The 17906-nt window shown below is 52.7% G+C and carries 15 protein-coding genes and 1 tRNA gene; 11 read left to right on the top strand and 5 right to left on the bottom strand.

The window, feature by feature from the left end:
- Nucleotides 1–86: 86 nt before the first annotated feature.
- From V0288_RS03465 to V0288_RS03475, 3 genes are all read right to left on the bottom strand, one after another.
- The gene (locus tag V0288_RS03465; RefSeq protein WP_332863629.1) at nucleotides 87–3254 is read right to left on the bottom strand and encodes a hybrid sensor histidine kinase/response regulator; all 3168 of its coding nucleotides are present in this window, start codon (nucleotides 3252–3254) and stop codon (nucleotides 87–89) included.
- A 314-nt stretch (nucleotides 3255–3568) separates the two neighbouring features.
- Complete coding sequence (locus tag V0288_RS03470; RefSeq protein ID WP_332863630.1) at nucleotides 3569–4897, bottom strand: hemolysin family protein; 1329 nt, start codon at nucleotides 4895–4897, stop codon at nucleotides 3569–3571.
- Nucleotides 4898–4930: 33 nt separating this feature from the next.
- Nucleotides 4931–5281: a hypothetical protein gene (locus tag V0288_RS03475; RefSeq protein WP_332863631.1), complete on the bottom strand. Its 351-nt coding sequence runs from the start codon at nucleotides 5279–5281 to the stop codon at nucleotides 4931–4933.
- 63 nt (nucleotides 5282–5344) lie between these two features.
- Here V0288_RS03475 and V0288_RS03480 point away from each other — a divergent pair.
- A tRNA-Ile gene (locus V0288_RS03480) sits at nucleotides 5345–5417 on the top strand.
- A gap of 27 nt (nucleotides 5418–5444) precedes the next feature.
- Here the strand turns inward: V0288_RS03480 and V0288_RS03485 are convergent.
- Nucleotides 5445–5858 (bottom strand): hypothetical protein, encoded by a 414-nt coding sequence (locus V0288_RS03485; protein WP_332863633.1) that lies wholly within the window; start codon nucleotides 5856–5858, stop codon nucleotides 5445–5447.
- A gap of 161 nt (nucleotides 5859–6019) precedes the next feature.
- Between V0288_RS03485 and pyrE the strand changes: the two genes are divergently transcribed.
- The 3 genes from pyrE to V0288_RS03500 all read left to right on the top strand — a co-directional run bounded on the left by pyrE (nucleotide 6020) and on the right by V0288_RS03500 (nucleotide 9091).
- Nucleotides 6020–6607, top strand: a complete 588-nt coding sequence (gene pyrE / locus V0288_RS03490) for an orotate phosphoribosyltransferase (RefSeq protein WP_332863634.1) — start codon at nucleotides 6020–6022, stop codon at nucleotides 6605–6607.
- Nucleotides 6608–6806: 199 nt separating this feature from the next.
- A complete protein-coding gene (locus V0288_RS03495) occupies nucleotides 6807–7769 on the top strand; it encodes an o-succinylbenzoate synthase (protein WP_332863635.1) in 963 nt (320 codons plus the stop codon).
- Entirely contained in the window at nucleotides 7754–9091 is a 1338-nt protein-coding gene (locus tag V0288_RS03500; protein ID WP_422661887.1) for a 2-succinylbenzoate--CoA ligase, read from the top strand. The genes V0288_RS03495 and V0288_RS03500 overlap by 16 nt, the downstream gene beginning before the upstream one ends.
- A 167-nt stretch (nucleotides 9092–9258) precedes the next feature.
- On the opposite strand, the gene V0288_RS03505 is transcribed toward V0288_RS03500, so the two are convergent.
- Entirely contained in the window at nucleotides 9259–9963 is a 705-nt protein-coding gene (locus tag V0288_RS03505) for a GNAT family N-acetyltransferase (protein WP_332863637.1), read from the bottom strand.
- Between the two features lie 432 nt (nucleotides 9964–10395).
- Between V0288_RS03505 and V0288_RS03510 the strand changes: the two genes are divergently transcribed.
- From V0288_RS03510 to V0288_RS03540, 7 genes are all read left to right on the top strand, one after another.
- Nucleotides 10396–12738 carry a DNA methyltransferase gene (locus V0288_RS03510; protein ID WP_422661881.1) on the top strand — a complete coding sequence of 781 codons (2343 nt, stop codon included), beginning with the start codon at nucleotides 10396–10398 and terminating at the stop codon, nucleotides 12736–12738.
- A 143-nt stretch (nucleotides 12739–12881) separates the two neighbouring features.
- A complete protein-coding gene (locus V0288_RS03515) occupies nucleotides 12882–13151 on the top strand; it encodes a hypothetical protein (RefSeq protein WP_332863639.1) in 270 nt (89 codons plus the stop codon).
- Nucleotides 13152–13153: 2 nt separating this feature from the next.
- Nucleotides 13154–13414 carry a type II toxin-antitoxin system RelE family toxin gene (locus V0288_RS03520; protein WP_332863640.1) on the top strand — a complete coding sequence of 87 codons (261 nt, stop codon included), beginning with the start codon at nucleotides 13154–13156 and terminating at the stop codon, nucleotides 13412–13414.
- A gap of 158 nt (nucleotides 13415–13572) precedes the next feature.
- The gene (locus V0288_RS03525; protein WP_332863641.1) at nucleotides 13573–15636 is read left to right on the top strand and encodes a M3 family metallopeptidase; all 2064 of its coding nucleotides are present in this window, start codon (nucleotides 13573–13575) and stop codon (nucleotides 15634–15636) included.
- A 278-nt stretch (nucleotides 15637–15914) separates the two neighbouring features.
- Complete coding sequence (locus tag V0288_RS03530) at nucleotides 15915–16685, top strand: hypothetical protein (RefSeq protein ID WP_422661882.1); 771 nt, start codon at nucleotides 15915–15917, stop codon at nucleotides 16683–16685.
- Nucleotides 16685–16963, top strand: coding sequence for a BTB/POZ domain-containing protein (locus V0288_RS03535; protein ID WP_332863643.1), 279 nt, complete (start codon nucleotides 16685–16687; stop codon nucleotides 16961–16963). Before V0288_RS03530 ends, V0288_RS03535 begins: the two co-directional genes overlap by 1 nt.
- 128 nt (nucleotides 16964–17091) lie before the next feature.
- Nucleotides 17092–17838 (top strand): DUF1995 family protein, encoded by a 747-nt coding sequence (locus V0288_RS03540; protein ID WP_422661888.1) that lies wholly within the window; start codon nucleotides 17092–17094, stop codon nucleotides 17836–17838.
- The last annotated feature ends 68 nt before the right edge of the window (nucleotides 17839–17906 follow it).

The raw sequence follows: 17906 nt of genomic DNA on the forward strand, positions 1-17906 counted from the left end.
CGATCGCTATCGGCAAAGGTTTTCTCTTAAATGATAAACCCATCTCCCGATTCGGGGGTTGACTCGATCGCCGGAAAACGCGTTTCTCACCCCGGGGAATTCTCGATCGAATGCCGCTCCAACAGCACCTCGCCCGCGATCAAGCGTCGCGCCGCGTCGATCAGCACGTCCTCGATATAGGGCTTGACAAAATACCCCTTCGCCCCTTTCTCCGCCGCCATCGCCTGCATTTTCTGCGCGCCGCGGGACGTGATCATCGCCACCGGGATCGAGTTTAGGTTTTCATCCTCCTGGAGACGGGAGAGCAATTCCAGACCGTTCATCCTCGGCATCTCGATATCGCAGAGAATCAACTGGCACGGGAGACCGGCACTTAATTTTTCCCAGGCTTCCTGACCGTCGCGAGCCGTATCGATGCGATAACCCGCCTTGGTGAACGATAGGGATAACATTTCCCGCACCATCACCGAATCATCGACGATCAGCACCAGCGGACTCTCGCCGGAATCTCCGGCCTCGTCCCCGTCTCCGTCCGAGTAACCGTCGATCGACACCGAACCGAGTTGATAGTGCCGGTTACTGTTGGCTAATAAGACCTCGCCCGCGATCATCCGTCCGGCCGCGTCCAGTAGATCGCGTTCGGTGTAGGGTTTGGTAAAGTAGCCACTGGCTCCCAACTGGGCGGCCACCTTGCGGTGACGTTCCGCGCCGCGGGACGTGAGGAGGGCGATCGGTATCCGGGATAATCGGGGATCTTTCTGAATATTCGACAGTAATTCCAACCCGTTCATCCGCGGCATCTCGATATCGCAGAAAACGATATCGCAGGGTAGACCGCCGCGCAATTTCTCCCAGGCTTCCTGACCGTCTCTCGCCTGTTCCACGCGATAGCCCGCTTTGTTAAAGCTTAACGAGAGCAGTTCGCGCACCGTGATCGAGTCATCGACGATCAGGACCATCGGTTCCGCCTCGCTCTCCGGCTCGATATCGATCGGGGGACGTTTCCGCCACGGGCCGGCGCTATCGGTTCGCAGACGGCCGGCGGCGATATCGATCAGTTCGAGAACGTCGCCGATCGGTAGGATCGTTCCATCGCCCATCACCGTCGCCCCCGCGATCCCCGACGGTCGGGGAATCGGCCCCTCGATCTGTTTGATCACGATCTCCTGTTCGCCGAGTACCTGATCCACCTGTACCGCCAGAAGATTATTCCCGCCGCGCAGGATAATGATCGGGATCGTGTCTTCCTCCGACTTACCCCCGTAGATCGTCCCCCGACTGATCTGCCGGTTGTAGGAGAGAAGATCGCTTAACGGTTGGAAGGGCAGGAAAGAATTATTCCAGGGAATACAGGGCCGTCCTTCCGCGTCCACCCGGATATCGGTTTTCGGGAAATCTTTCGTTTCCTCCACCCCGTCCATCGAGAAGCCGATCCGGGCCCGATCGCTCACGCAACAGAGCGCTTTACAGATACTCAGGGTGAGCGGTAAACGGATGGTAAAGGTGGTTCCCTTACCCAGGATCGAATCGATCGTCACCGTCCCGCGTACATCGATCAGACTCGTACGCACCACATCGAGACCGACCCCCCGCCCGGCGAAGTCATCGGCTTTATCCTTGGTGCTGAAACCGGGGTGGAAAAGAAGTTCGTAGACCTCTTGACGGGTCAGGATGCGGGATTCTTCCTCGGTGATCAGGCCCTTCTCGATCGCCTTGCGTTTTACCCGATCGGCATCGATCCCGGCCCCGTCATCGATCACGGTGATCACGGTCTGGTTCCCCTGTAGGAACGCCCGGACGGAAATCGTCCCCTCCGGGGGTTTCCCTTTTTCCTGACGCTCCCGCGGGGACTCGATCCCGTGGGTGATCGCGTTGTTGACGAGGTGGGTCATCGGGCTGTTGAGATGTTCGAGGATCATCTTATCGATGAGAACATCCCGGCCCTCGACCTCTAGTTTCGCCTGTTTATTCAGTTTGAAAGAAATATCGCGGATGGCGCGCGGGAGTCGATCGGCGGTTTGGGCGAAGGGAACCATCCTCGATTTCGTCATCCCCTCTTGCAGTTGCGTGGTCGCCTGTCGCAGGGAACGCGTGACCTGATCGGTTTCATCGATGACGAATTGAATATCGGAAGCGGACTCCCGAACCCGAACGATCAACTCGATCATCTCCTGGGAGAGCAGGTGGAAATCGGTAAATCGATCCATCTCCAACGCGTCTAGATCGGTGAGCGCGGACTCACCAGGCGGTTCCTCCGGCGATACCGCCTCGCTCTCCCCGGTCGTCCTACCGAAAACCGGTTTCCGACTAGCCAGTAACGCCCCTTCTAAAAGAGTCCGTTCGTGGAGGTCTTGCATCCGTCCCCCCACGTCGCTGAGGTTCTGGACTTGATTGAGCAAATTATCGAGAAAGAGACGGAGACGTTCCTGATCCTGCTCCAAACGGTTCCGTTTAACCACCAGTTCCCCGATCAGGTTACTCAGGTTATCGAGTTGCTTGATCGGTACCCGCATCGACTGTTCGATAATTTTGTTGTTGGGGCGAGGACGCGAGAGCGGTCGCTGGGTGGGGCCGGTGATGTTGTTGGGCGCGTCCAGGATGTGGGGATCGAGTAAGGCCACGAGATCTTGAAAGTCATCCTCTACCGGGGTGACGGTTAGAGCGGGTTCCGGCTGGATTTCTACCGTTTCCGGGACGGGTTTCGGCGTGGGAGAACCTGCCGGGACGATCGGCACGACGGGAATCGAGACGGGTTCCGCGAGGAGGGCTTCTAAAGCGGTGAAAATCGAGGGATCGGCCGGGAGGGTATCGCTCGGTTGTTGGAGAAAAGCCTCGAGATCTCCGATCGCCTCGTAAAAGACCGGGGGAAAGGAAAAGTCGCTCGACTCCGGCGGGTCCTCCGGGAACGAGAGCTCTTCTTCCGAAGAGGCAAAAAACGCGGGGGATCCCTCTCGATCGATCTCCCGACTCGCCTTGGCTTCCCTCGCGGGCGCCCGGTCCGGAAGCTTGAACGGGGACTCTCGCGACCAGGGTTCGCTCTCCCCGAAAAGTTCCTGAAGTTCCCGATCCGAGGGTAAGGTACTGAACGGGAGCAGACTCGATTCTCCCGCCCCGGCGATCTCGCTAAAACTCGCCTCGAACAAGCTCTCGAAGTCATCCTTCCCGCCGATCTCGTCGGGATTCATCTCTTCTAAGCTCTCTAACAACCGATCGATATCTTCGGTAAAGAGATTGTCCGAATCGGGCTGTGTCATGATGTCTTTCCTGCCAAGTCGTCACGAATCGCGTTAACCGACGCTCTATTTACTGTCAGAATACCCGGATCTCGCCCGATAACTTCTATCGTACCGCGAGAATTTTTCCCGTACCGTTCACCGACCTTCGGTCGAGGGAGCGGGGAACGGGCAACCGTAAAGATTTCGGGTGGCCCCGGGAAATGGTTGCGGGTTTCCCGGGGCCACCCAACGGGTCAGAAGCCTCGCCCCCTTGGAGCGCTCGCGTCTTCTCGGGGTTTACATCCCCTTACTCCGCCTTCCCTATATTCTGTTGCCCGTTGCCTGTAACCGCCTCACCCGGCCTGACGTTGAATTCGGACCCGTTCCAATCGCGGCCCCTCGGTGGAGACGATCGTGAATTCTAGATCGTCGTACCGTAAGGTTTCGCCGGCACGCGGGATTTTCTGCCAGCAATGCAGGAGGAAACCGCCCAGGGTTTGGTACTCGTCGGCGAGCGGCAAATCGAGGCGGAGAATCTCGTTGACATCCGCTAGATTCATCTGCGCCTGCACGAGATAGGTGCGCTCGTCGAGTTCTTGCAGTTCGATCGTTTCCGCGTCGGGACCGAGCGAGCGCTTTCCCAGAATTTCGGCGATCAGATCCTCTAGCGTCACCACTCCCGCCAGACTCCCGAACTCATCGACGATCGCCACCATTTTCAACTCGTCTTTCTGCATGATCGCCAGTAATTCGCTCGACCGGGTGGATTCGGGAAAAAAACGCGCCGGTTTCACCCGCTCCCGGATCGGGGTCGATCGGCCGAACTCCCCGGCCGCGAGGGGAACCGCCAGATCCTTGAAATCGAGTACGCCGCGGATATCGTCGAGGGAATCCCCTTTCACCGGGTACCGCGAATAGCCGCTCCGGGCGATCTCGTCGAGAAATTCCCCGAAAGTCGCCTCGATCGAGATCGCCGCCAAGCGATTGCGGGGAACCATGATTTCCGCCGCGCTCACCTCGCCGAACTCGAAAATATTCTGGATAATTTCCCGTTCCCCGGCTTTCAATTCCGTCAGTTCTTCCGATCGACCGAGCAGTAACTGCAATTCCTCCAGGGTGACGCGATTGTACGGCCGGAACTCCCCGTCTTCGATCCGGGTGCTTTTTAGGAGAAATCGGGTGGATTGGTTTAAAATCCAGATAAAAGGCGTGAAAATACGGGAGATAACCCCGATCGGCGGCGCGAGAATCCGGGCCATCGGTTCCGCGTAGGCGAGGGCGAGGGATTTCGGACAGAGTTCCCCCAGGACGATCTGGAGGTAGACGATCGCGAAAAAGGCGAGCGCCAGCGATACCCCGTGGGCCAGGAAATTCCGCCACCCGGAAGGAACCGGGAGGAGCGCCAGCGATCGGGCGACGAACACGGCCATCGTACTCTCGCCGATCCAGCCCAGGGCGAGACTGGAGAGGGTGATCCCTAACTGGGTGGTGGAGAGCAATCGATCGAGGCTTCTTTGCAGGGATTGCACCGTTCGCGCCCCCGCGTCCCCGGATTCCACTAGCTGACTGATGCGGGTACGGCGTACCGAGACGATCGAGAACTCTGCCGCCACGAAAAAAGCGTTGAGAGCGATAAGCGGGAAGACGAGTAATAGTCGAAGCAGGATATCGTTACTATTCATAGAAAAAAGGCAAAAAATCGCCTTTTCAACGGCTTATCCCCGAGAAATTCGAGAACGTTCCAGAAAACTTTGTTTCTCGTCTTTTTTCGGGGAATCTTTCGGGGATTGTCCCGATTTTGCCTTTTTTTCCTGTTGTTGGATATAAACTTTAACTTTTTTAATAACGTCCGCCTCTTTGACCGGGATGAACGTTTGATTCCGTCCGTAGTTGGTGCGATCGTTGCTGAATTTTTTGGCGGGATTGATATCCGGTTGGCTGACCCCTTTTAAAGAAGCGTAACCGAGTTGATAGGCGGCCATGCCGCTGGCGATCCCGGCGAGTAACATCGGTCCCAGCAGAAGAAGCCCTAATCCGATCGGATGACTGATCTTGATTTTTTTCATATTTAGCGGGCGGAACGCTCCCCGACCGTAACGACCGAATATATAATAAATTAATAGTATAACCCAGGGTTGGCCGAGCGGTTGAGGCAACGAACTCATAATTCGTCTAAGGCAGGTTCAACTCCTGCACCCTGGATGGCAGAAGTCGAACCGATTCCCGCCGTTAAAAACTTCCCGGACTTAGATAACTGGGATTTTCCAACAGGGAAGTATCGAAGGGATTTTCCAGATCCGCCGTCCGGACGAGCCGGCCCGCCTGTTGCGCCTGCATGACCTCGTAGTAGAGTGTCTCTACCAATTTCCCCTCCCGGTCGATCATGTTGTCCATGTAGGAGCCTTCGGGGAAAGTGCGCCAACCGAATAGGGTGTTCAGTTGTCCGGAGATCGTCGCCATATCGTAAAAACGTCCGGTCTCGTTGTAAAACGCCCGGTTGAACAGTCCGGGGATCGGGTTAAAGCGGACGGTGGTATCGGTCACGGGAACGAGTTGTCGTTCCTGGGCGATCGCGGGGGCCTCGGCGTTCGCCATCAGCGCGCCGAATACTAACAGGGAAGACAGTAGGGCTGTACGGGACATGATAATAAAGATCTCCTCACGAGGTAGGCAATGATAACGATAGTCGCGAGTAAGGGATGAGAAGGGGATCTGATATGCTGGGAAAGCAGAAAAACTGAAACCTTTTGGCTTAATTGTAACCGATCGTTCCCCGCCCGGCCGGGCGCGAGGATAGAAAACTTATGGCTAATCTCTCCGTGGCGACGCTCGATACTCCCGCGCTCCGTCAATTCCTGCTCGATTCTCTCGTCCGTCTCGCCTATCGCGAGGGCGATTTCACGCTCTCCTCCGGACAATCGAGTAGTTACTACATCAACGGCAAACAAGTTACCCTCACCGCGGACGGCGCTCTAGCGGTCGGTCGCCTGTTGCTATCCCTCCTCCCGGAAGACACGAAAGCCGTGGCGGGTTTAACGTTAGGGGCCGATCCGATCGTCACCGCGGTCAGCGTGGTTTCCGCCTACGCGAATCGCCCGATTCCCGCTCTCATCGTCCGAAAAGAAGCGAAAGGACACGGCACGCGGGCTTATATCGAGGGGCCGACGTTACCGGACGGATCTCCGGTGGTGGTGTTGGAAGACGTGGTGACGACGGGCAAAAGCGCGATGTTAGCGGTAGAAAGATTACGGGACGCGGGGTATCAGGTCGATCGGGTGATCGCCCTAGTCGATCGAGAGCAGGGAGGCGCGGAATTCTATCGATCGAGAGATTTACAGTTTCAAGCCCTCTTCTCGATCGGCGAACTCCAACAGGCTTATCGTCAGCGTTAGGAGGAGGTAGGAGTCAGGAGTCAGGAGTCAGGAGTCAGGAGGCAGGAGGCAGGAGTCAGGAGTCAGGAGAGAATGACAATATAATAATATTGCCTCCCCTATCTCCCTCACCTCCCCCATCTCTCTGATATTCTCCATCTCCCTCACCTCCTCCATCTCCCTCATCTCCCTCGCCTCCCCACTCCCCAATCGCGGCCGGATGTACCATTTCTCCTATCGGGTGTATCAGCGTCCCTTTCGGCGACCTTTGCGAACCCATCATGGATGGTGGGAGTGTCGCGAGGGGATTATTCTCCGCTTGGCAGGGGAAAGCGGACGGGTAGGATGGGGGGAGATCGCGCCGATCGCTTGGTTCGGTTCGGAAACTCTCGAAGAAGCGGTATCCTTCTGTCGGGAAATCGGGAATTCGATCGCGGAAGCGGCGATTCTCTCGATTCCCGACAGTTTACCCGCGTGTCAGTTCGGTTTCGAGTCCGCGTTAGAAGACACCCGATCGAACGGAGCGCTCGACGAGAGTTCCCCGAACTATAGTTATTTACTCCCCAACGGACAGGAAGCCCTAGATACCTTACCGGAAGTCCTGAAAAATACCTCTATAGATACTTTTAAATGGAAAATCGGCGTTTCCCCGCTCGAAACGGAATCGGCGATCGCCGAGAAATTAACGCGACAGTTACCGGACGGGGCGAAATTGCGTTTGGACGCGAACGGGGGGTTAACTCTCTCCGACGCACGCGTTTGGTTAACTCTAGCCGATGAATTATCGAATCTCGAATTTATCGAACAACCGTTACCCCCGCGTCAATTCGGGGAAATGTTATCTTTAGGCGAATCGTTTCGTACCCCGATCGCTCTCGATGAATCCGTTTGTAATCTCCAACAGGTAGAAAGCTGTTATCGGGAGGGATGGCGCGGGGTATTCGTAATTAAACCGTCGATAATGGGTTCGATCCGGCGTTTTCGCGAGGTATGGAATCGATACCCTGTAGACGCGGTATTTTCCTCGGCTCTAGAAAGTTCGATCGGGCGGCGATCGGCCCTACGTTTGGCGGTAGAATGTTCGAGGAATGACCGGGCGTTGGGTTTCGGCGTGGGACAGTGGTTCGCGGACGGCATCGATCGGGAGACGGAGTGGTTAGAAACGCTGTGGAAGACATCTTAACGCTACTCGATCGACGGAAAGATAGCGACTGGTTACACGATCGGAACGGACGGGAATTTTATCAAAAGGTCGCGTTTTATCACGATCGATTTCGAGAGCGATCGCTACACATTCTCCTAGCCGAATCCGATCCTTTTGAATTTCTAGCGATTTTTCTCGCGGGAATCGCTTCCGAATGTTCGATTTTTCTGGGAAATCCCGATTGGAAACGAGGGGAGTGGGAACAGGTTTTCGCGCTAGTTCGACCGGATCTCGTGTTCGGTGCTACCGTTCCTTCGATCGAGAATTCGAGCGTTTCTAAACTTGATTTTCCTCCCTCTATCCTGATTCCCACCGGGGGAACCTCGGGAAAGATCCGGTTCGCGATCCATACTCGGGAAACTCTCGGCGCGTCGGTCGCGGGATTTCGGGAGTATTTCGGGGTCGATCGGGTGAACTCTTTCTGTATTCTTCCCCTCTATCATGTGAGCGGTTTAATGCAGTTTTTACGATGTTTTTGGACGGAGGGATATTTTTTAAATATTCCTTACTCGGAACTGAAAAAAGAACGAATTAAAAATTTAGATTTCAGTGAATATTTTATCTCTCTAGTTCCCACACAATTACAGTTTTTTCTCGATAAAGATCCGGGGTGGTTAACTCGATTTAAAGCGGTTTTACTGGGTGGCGCACCCGCTTGGCTTTCACTTTTGGAAAAAGCGAGACAGTATAAAATTCCTTTGTCTCCTACATACGGAATGACCGAAACCGCCTCGCAAGTGGTAACAGTAAAACCCGAAGAATTTTTAGCGGGAAATAATAGTAACGGACGGGTATTACCTCACGCGAGAATCAGGATTGACGAATTCGATCGAACGGTAAAGATTGAAGCGAAATCCCTCTTTCTCGGTTATTATCCCCATCGAGAGCGATCGAGCGTTTTCCAGACGGATGATGTCGGCTATTTTGACGGAGATAATTATTTATATATTATCGGCAGAAATAGTCAGAAGATTATCACGGGAGGGGAGAATGTTTTCCCGCTAGAAGTGGAAACCGCGATTCGGGAAACGGGGTTAGTAAAGGACGTGGTGGTGAGGGGAGTGAGCGATCGGGGGTGGGGACAGGCGATCGTCGCTTTTTACGTTTCGATCGATGACGGGATCGTTCCTTCGCTTATCCAAGAAAAAATCAAGGATAAAATCGCCAGATACAAACATCCGAAACACTGGATAAAACTCGATCGAATCCCGAAGAATCCTCAAGGGAAAATCAATCAAAAATTCTTAGACGAACTCTGGAACGAAACGATAGCGAAGGGAAGAATCCCGCGGAACTCGTGAATCCGGATCGGGCCGATCGAACGAATCTCAATACTTCCCGGATAACGTCATTCGCGGGTTCACAAGGAGACCGGAAACCTTATTCGCCGTGGCGAGAAGCCCTAAAAAATCCTTAACCCGCGAGGTATTGGATCGAGTCCTGGAGGGGTGGCTCAATCAACGAGACTTCAAGGGATCGGGCGGCTTAAAAAAGCGTGATATCTTTTTAAGCCCTCCTCGGAGAAATTGGGGTTAAACCAGACAAGCGTCACTTCGGAGTCAAAATTTCCTCGGGGTTTTCTGATCTTTTGGGAGGCTATACTCTCGCGAGCGAAACCATGTCTTTCATAAAACTCGATCGCCCTTGGATTGCTCTGATGGGGCAACAATTCAAATCGGAGGATGTGGGGCATATTAGCTGTAATCTCTCTCAGATAGGCATCGATCAGTTGGCCGCCATATCCTTTCCCCTGCCACTCGGGATGAACCATCATGGTCGCGTTCGTGAGGACATGAGCCAGACACTTAAATCGTGAAGTGAAGGCTTTCAAGTAACCAACGATTTCCCCCCCCTCTTCGATGACTAGAACCAGCCCGCGCTCTAATCCCTCGTTCAGCATCTCGCTGACATACTCCAGGGTAATTTCCTCTTCTTCTTGCGTTAAATTCCCTCGGTTGAACCGCGCCACAATTTTGTAGAGTTTGTAGAGCGGGCGGAGATCGTTCAAGGTCGCCTCGCGGATGATTGCCGGACTGCATCCTCGTGAGAACTGGAGCGATTTCGGTAGAAGTTTTGGTTGGAAGTTATCTTTCTCTCGCCAAGCCGATCGGGTTTCGCCCGAGGCGGCTTCAGGGAGTGGATGGCTCTCGGTCGGGAACTGAAAACCTTTCATGGCCGCTTCTCCTCCTCTCTCGACTCTCTCTATTTCTATTATCATTCATCGATCGAGTTCTCAGGATGTTTTTCGATCGATACCCCGAAATCCAATACCTCGCGGGTTTGGGATTTTTTAGGGCTTCTCGCCTACGGTGAATAAGGGTTCCGGTCTCCTTGTGAACGCGCGAATGACGTTATCCGCGAAGTATTGGAACGAATCCTAACGATCGTTTAATTCTCGATTCCCTCGATCGGGGCGACAATAAGGATATACCGCCTCTACCTTCCGATGATAACCCTCTCCTGCTTTGAACACGAGTTCGTCGAGTATACGTGGGAAAACCGGCTCTAGTGCTTGTGAACTGTCCGCACCTAACCGCCCAGAAGTATAACGATCCGTTCATCGATTGGGGTACATTAATTTATAGAAGTATATTTTCATTGCCACATGAGCGCCTCCTCCTTCGACTATAGAACGATAAAACCGATCTCCGGGCCGATCGAACCCAAAAAGCAAGGGAAGAAACGCCATTGGGGAAGTCATCCCTACTTTACCCGACGCGCTTGGAACGTCGTACAGGCGTATATTAAGCGTTTCAGTCAGGAGGGAGATGTGGTCTTAGATCCCTTCGGAGGGTCGGGAGTGACCGCGGTAGAAGCGTTGGTTTTAAAGCGAAAGGCGATCTACTCGGATATTAACCCGATGGCGAGTTTTATCTGTCGTAATATCGCGGTGAGTCCCGTTAAAATTGATGATTTTCGCGCCGCTTTCGATGAAATCGCTAGAAATTGTCAAGAGAGAATCAACGAAGTTTATCAAATGTCGATCGAGGAGGTAGAGGCTTTAGAAATTCCCTATTGGTATCCGCGGGGAATTCGTTTACCTCAAAATGCGGACGCGGAGTACGTGGAAAATTTATTTACCAAGCGTCAATTATTTTCCCTTTCCTTACTCTTGAATCATATTAATTCCATCGCCGATCCGATCGTTAAAGATTTAATGCGCTTCGCTTTTTCTGCGACTTTGAATACAACCAATTTAACATTTAGTTCCACGAAAGGACGAATAGACAGTCGAGGGAATAGCGGCATTATGCACCGATATCGCTATTGGATTCCTCCTCGAACTATCGAGCTTAACGTCTGGAAACAATTCGCCCAGAAATTCAAAAATACGGCAATATTCAAAATTGAAACCAATAAAGAGATCGGTGATTTCTATCGAGATAATTGTTCTATTTTCAATTTTTCTGCGACCGATTTAAGCGGGATTGCGTCCGAATCTGTCGATTATATCTATACCGATCCTCCCTACGGCCAACATATCGCCTATCTAGATCTCTCGACTATGTGGAACGCTTGGCTAGAATTTGATGTGAGCGATAGCGCGAGAGAATTAGAAGCGATTGAAGGAGGAGATTTAAAGAAGTCGAAACAAACTTACATCGACTTACTATCGGATTCGATTCGGGAAATGTTTCGAGTTTTGAAATTTGATCGCTGGATGAGTATCGTTTTCGCTCATAAAGATCCCGCGTATTGGGACGCGATCGTAAAATCCGCTCAAGACGCTGGATTCGAGTATGTAAATTCTTCCGTACAACATTCTACCACTCCCTCGTTACACAAAAAGAAAAACCCGCTCACGGTACTATCGGGAGAATTGGTTTTAAACTTTCGTAAGGTGAGTAACCCGAAAACTATCGCCATTAGCCAAGTTGGTATCGATATCGTGCAGATCATTAAAGAAGTTGCCGAGATGACGATCGTTAAAAATTCCGGTGCTTCCACAGAAGATATTTACAACGCTCTCATTCCTAAGTTACTGGAAAACGGCTTATTAACGCAAGTAACCAAACAGATGAACGATATTACACCTTTGTTAAAAGAAGAATTTAATTTTTCCGAGTTAGATAATTTATGGAGAATTCGGCCGAATACGAAAATTGGCTGTTTTATTCCTTTAGAAGATAGAATTCGCTTCTATCTATTAGACTTTTTGACCGCGAGGGAAAGACAAGGAAAACTCACAACTTTCGATGAAATAATTTTTGCGGTAATGCCCAATCTCATTAACGGAACGACACCAGATAATCAGTCAATTTTAACGATTTTAGAACAATTAGCTTATTCTCCAGATGGTCGGCATTGGCAACTAGGTCAAGCGGAAGGTCTTCAATTAGCTCTCGATCTTAAAATAGAGCGTCCTTCCTCTATACTACCCACGTTAGAGTTCCCCAAACAAGCGGACAAAATTCCCCACGATCAAATTATCTACGCGCTCGCAAAAATAGCGATTGCCGTTGGATTAACTCCCTATATCGGGAAAAAAGAACAAGCCACAAGCCATTGGAATGGAGAAGCTTTTAAAGATATTTCCCTAGAAAAATTACCGATCGCTAAATTGGGAGATTGGGATAAAAACAAGATCGAACAAATAGATCTGATCTGGTTTGATAGTTTAGGGGATGCGGTTTTCGCTTTTGAAGTAGAAACCAGTACCCCGATAACCACGGGAATCGATCGCTTTATGGAATTACTAAAAATATTTCCTGAATTGGCGAAAAGACTGGTACTAATTATACCTCCAAAACGTGTAAATAAAATCGAAAAAATACTGAAAGATTCTCATTATATAGGTCATCCTCTATACATGGAGAATAAATTAGTTTATAGCCTATCCAAGAACATCGCTGAAGTTTATCAAAGACTTTCGCAAAAAACGAGAGTGGAATTGTCAGAGGTCTTTGCTTCGATTGAGGCTATTCTCAAAAGCCCCAATATTTCCTAGAAGATTATTGAGAACTTATCGCCCCTAGCAAAATAATTGAGAATTCAGGGCAATCCGTGTAGGAGGTCTTTGAATCAAGTTCATTCATCGCGAGGATCGATCGCCTATCATTTAAATACCCGTCCCCTCGCGATATCAACGACATGAGCCAACCCGAAACCCTCTCCAATCCCGACACGCGCTCTCTCCCAGCCGATGGCTGGCAAGTTCTCGAAACAACCGCCAGAGACCTCGGACTGAACCTAGCCGAACTATGGCAGAAAATCGCCTCCAAAGAAATCCGTTTAATCGAAGCCGATGAACTAGAAGACCTTCTCGATACGATTAGCGGACTGGAAGGCTTATTATCCGCTAAAGAAGAAGGAACCATCCCCTGGGAACAAGTGAAAGCCGAATTAAAAAGTGACGAATAATCGTGTACTCGATCGAATTCTCCAGAAAAGCGCGAAAACAATTCAAAGCCTTACCCGAATTAGTTCGAGATAGGCTAATTCCCAAAATCGATTCCCTGACGGAAAATCCCCGACCCTCGGACTGTAAAGCCCTTCAAGGCACAAAGGGCTTATATCGAGTCCGGGTGGGCGATTATAGAATACTTTACTCGATCGAGGATCGACGCTTATTCATTCTCATCGTAGAAATCGGTCATCGAAGAGAAATCTATCGGGACAGATAAAGTCCATTCAAGGATGTACACTCCGGGTTCTGTATCCCCGCGATTCACCGACATCGATAACGATTCGGAAAATCTCCCCCCGATCGCCTCCCCCAAGACCCACCGATCGAGCTAGGGTAATAGAAGATACAGAACCGATCGCCCACACACGAACCGCGATGACGAATACCACCAATCCCCTGCTTATCGGTCAAGGATTACCGCCTTTCGACAAAATCGAGCCGAGTCATATCGTACCCGCGATGACCCAACTTCTCGGCGAACTGGACCGCGAATTAACCGAACTAGAAACCCGCGTCACCCCCACCTGGGAAAAATTAGTCGAACCCCTCACCCGTATCGAGGAACGTTTAAGCTGGAGTTGGGGAATCATCGGTCATCTCATGGGGGTGAAAAATAGCCCCGAATTGCGCGAGGCTTACGAGAAAATACAGCCGGATGTCGTCCGCTTTATCAACCGCCTCAGCCAGAGTAAACCCGTGTACGAGGCATTTGTCGCCCTGCGCGAGAGTGACGGGTGGGAGAAACTGGACACCGCGCAGAAACGCGTCGTCGAGGCGGCTATCCGCGACGCGAAACTGTCCGGGGTCGGCTTAGAAGGCGAGGAAAAAGAAAGATTCAACGCCATTCAACTGGAACTCGCCGAAATTACCACGAAATTTTCTAATAACGTCCTCGACGCGACCAAAGCTTTTAAACTCAAACTGACAAAACCCGAAGAAGTCGCCGGTTTACCCGATAGCGCCCTCAGCCTCGCGGCCCAAACCGCGCGCGCGGAAGGGGAGGAAAACGCCACCCCGTCCGGCGGCCCCTGGATTATTACCCTCGACTTTCCCAGCTACTTCCCCTTCATGAAATACAGCGAGAATCGGGAATTACGGGAAAAACTCTATAAAGCCTACGTGAGCCGCGCCAATTCGGGCGAATATGACAATAAACCGCTGATCGATCGCATTCTCCGACTCCGGCAGGAACAGGCGGGACTTCTCGGATACAGCACCTACGCCGAAATAAGTCTAGCCCGAAAAATGGCAGATTCCGTGGAAGAAATCGAGAAATTACTGGAAGAACTCCGCCAAGTAAGCTATACCGCCGCGAAAGGGGAATTAGAAGACTTGAAAATCTTCGCGGGAACCGACGACCTCAAACACTGGGACATCGCGTACTGGTCGGAAAAACAACGGGAAGCCAAGTTTAACTTCACCGCCGAGGAATTACGCCCCTATTTCCCCCTACCGCGGGTATTAGACGGTTTATTCCGCCTCGCGGAACGAATTTTCGGTGTCAGCATCACCCCCGCGGACGGGAAAGCGCCCGCCTGGAACCCGGATGTCCGCTATTTCCAGATTAACGACGAAAACGGGGCGGAAATCGCCTATTTTTACCTCGATCCCTATAGCCGTCCCGCGGAGAAACGGGGGGGCGCGTGGATGGATATCTGTATCGGCCGCGCGAGAATCGACGGGGAAACCCGCTTACCGGTAGCCTATCTCGTCTGTAATCAAACGCCGCCCGTGGACGGAAAACCGAGTTTGATGACCTTCGACGAAGTGACCACGCTCTTTCACGAGTTCGGCCACGGATTACAGCATATGCTGACGAAAGTGGACTATTCTGGCGTTGCGGGAATTAATAACGTGGAGTGGGACGCGGTAGAACTGCCCAGCCAATTCATGGAAAACTGGTGTTACGATCGCCCTACCCTGATGAGTATGGCCAAACACTACGAGACCGGCGAAACCCTCCCCGAACATTACTACCGGAAACTGCTCGCCGCGCGCAATTACATGAGCGGTTCCGCCATGTTGCGCCAGTTACACTTCTCCCTCGTCGATATCGAACTGCACCACCGCTATCAACCCGGCGGGACGGAAACCCCCAACCAAGTTCGCCAACGCCTCGCTACCACAACCACCGTTATTCCGCCTCTACCTGAAGACGCATTTTTATGCTCCTTCGGACATATTTTCGCCGGGGGATACGCCGCCGGTTACTACAGTTACAAATGGGCGGAAGTCCTCAGCGCCGACGCGTTCGCCGCGTTCGAGGAGGAGGGACTGGAAAACGAGGAAGCCGTCCGCTCGATCGGGCGACGTTTCCGCGATACCGTACTGGCATTAGGGGGCGGATTGCACCCGATGGAGGTATTTAAAGCCTTCCGCGGTCGCGAACCCAGCACCGAACCCCTCTTACGTCATAGCGGGCTGTTACAGACCGTGTAACGCGCGATCTCTCCGGGGCGAGTAGCGATCGCCCCGAAACCGTCAAATCTCGAAATTCATGATTAAAAGCGCGGTTCGGTGGGTTAGCACCGCGGAACCCACCTTACGGTCTCTATCGCCCGTCGTTTCTCGCCTCTTGCCTCTTGTCTCTCGCCCGGCGCTCTAGCCGATAGCTAACCGAAAAAAGCGTCATATTACCCCGCTAGACAGAGCGGGAACATAGGTTATCGTAGTATTGAGAGTTACTTACCGGGACTATATTCTGTCATTTTACAAGCATGAAAAAATTGCCTCTAGTCCTATCCGCGGGGAGTATAGCCTTATTGTTGGGGGGATGTCCCTCGTCGCCGACGAACCAATCCCAACCCCTCACCCAAGAAAGCCCGGCGGCCGCGCCGAGTCCGCAAGCCTCCCCTCCCGCCTTCGCCGGCGCGACCCAACCCGCGACCCGTCCCCCGTCGGTGAACGCGATCACCGGATTGGTTCCCCCGACCGACCCCGACCAGAAGCGCAAGCAACTGGATAAAGATAAAGGTCGCGTCGATCCCACCAGTCTTTTTTCCATCACGCCGGAGGTAGAGATTGTCGTCGAGAAAAAACCGGGTGTTCCGGCCCCGCGTCCGAGGGCTACCGTCTCTCGTCCGCCCGTAGCCGTCTTGCCCAACTCCGTCGCGCCCGCCCTCGCGCCCCGGCCCGTAATTCCCAGAACGCCCGCGGCCCCGCTTTCGCCTCCGCCGCCACCGACTCCCTCCGAAGCGATGGGAATACTGGTATCGGGAATCTTTCAACTCCCGACCAAACCGGCGGCGATTATCAAAGTGCCGGGCGAGAGAACGGAACGGCGCGTGATCCCGGGCGATCGACTGGCTAACGGCGCGATCTTGGTCAAATCGATCGACACGAATCCGGCCAATCCCTCGGTCACTCTAGAACAATACGGTCAAACGGTGATTAGAAGACTGGGCGAGGGAATACAAGCCGCCGCCGACGGAACGCCGGTCTCGGGGTCGGCGATGGTCTATACTATTCCCGCTAAAGGAGAATTGTAATGGCCCGATCGACCGCTCTCGAACCGCGACAGCAGACGATTATCTATCCGGATCTCCCCCTCGCTATCTATCGCGAGATCGCCGCGCATCTAGAGCAGGTGAACGGAGTCCGCGCCACCCTCACCCCGGCCCCGCCCGATCGATTCGATTACCGCCACAGTCAGATCGGTAGTTTACAGATCGAGTACACCGAGGATTTTATCGATCGAGATGGCGAGCGGGTCCGATCGATTCTCGATTACTACGCGAACCGTCACGGTTCCTACCGGCTTTCTTAACTATTCCTTTCTCCTCACCCTCGGGAACCGATTCTTTCACTCCTCCCGTACCCCGCGCGAAGTCTTCTTGTAGTCTCGGTATCCCCCGTCCTACAATGATCGGAGAGATCCCCTTACCGTTCGATTCCATGACCCTTCCCAATTCCCTCGAAGAAGCGATCCTTCAAGCCAAAGAAGCTACCCGACTCGCGTTATCGGAAGGCTTGACCCGTTTACAGGTCGAGCTAATCATTCCCGAGATCGCTCTAGAAGCGCAAGCCTTAGCCCTGGATTTTACCTCGCTGTTCGAGTCGCGCGGATCGGGTCTTCGGGTTGTTTTTCCCGATACGGGCGCGGCCATGTTAGCCCGTCGGGATTGGGGAGAAACCGTTTTTCAAATCGGCGATCTCGGCAGTCGTTTTATCCCCGTCGATCAGAAGATTTCCGAAGAAGATACCGCCTATCTGGTCGTTTGCCCCTCCTCGGTGGAGATTAACGCCGTCGAAAAGCTGTGTCAGTTAGCGGGCGATCGACCGGTCGTTCTTTTGATTCCCCAGTTAGAGGATATAGCGATCGTCGGCATCGGTTACGCGGCCCGACAATTACGCGAAAGATTTTTAAGTACCCTCGAAAGCTGTTATTATTTCCGTCCCCTGGAGGGCGCGACCGTTTTTCGTTCCTATCCCTCGTCGTGGGAAGTCTGGTTGGAAAAAGAGGACGATTACGAGTTAATCGCGCGAGAATCGAGCAAACCGATGGGCGAGAGACTGGACACGCTGATCCTTCAGGCGACGGCCAAAACCCCGGACGGCGCGGAACCTTCCCCGACCCCCGCGGCCCGGAAAACCGGCTTATTTTCCAGCGTGGGTAAATTATTAAAAGCATTACGGCAGTAATCGCTTGAGAATTTCCGAGAAAACCGAGATTCTCGGATTCTCCCGATTCGCGATGCCGTAGGGCCCGA

Source organism: Pannus brasiliensis CCIBt3594, from assembly GCF_036688125.1.
Taxonomy (GTDB): domain Bacteria; phylum Cyanobacteriota; class Cyanobacteriia; order Cyanobacteriales; family Microcystaceae; genus Pannus; species Pannus brasiliensis.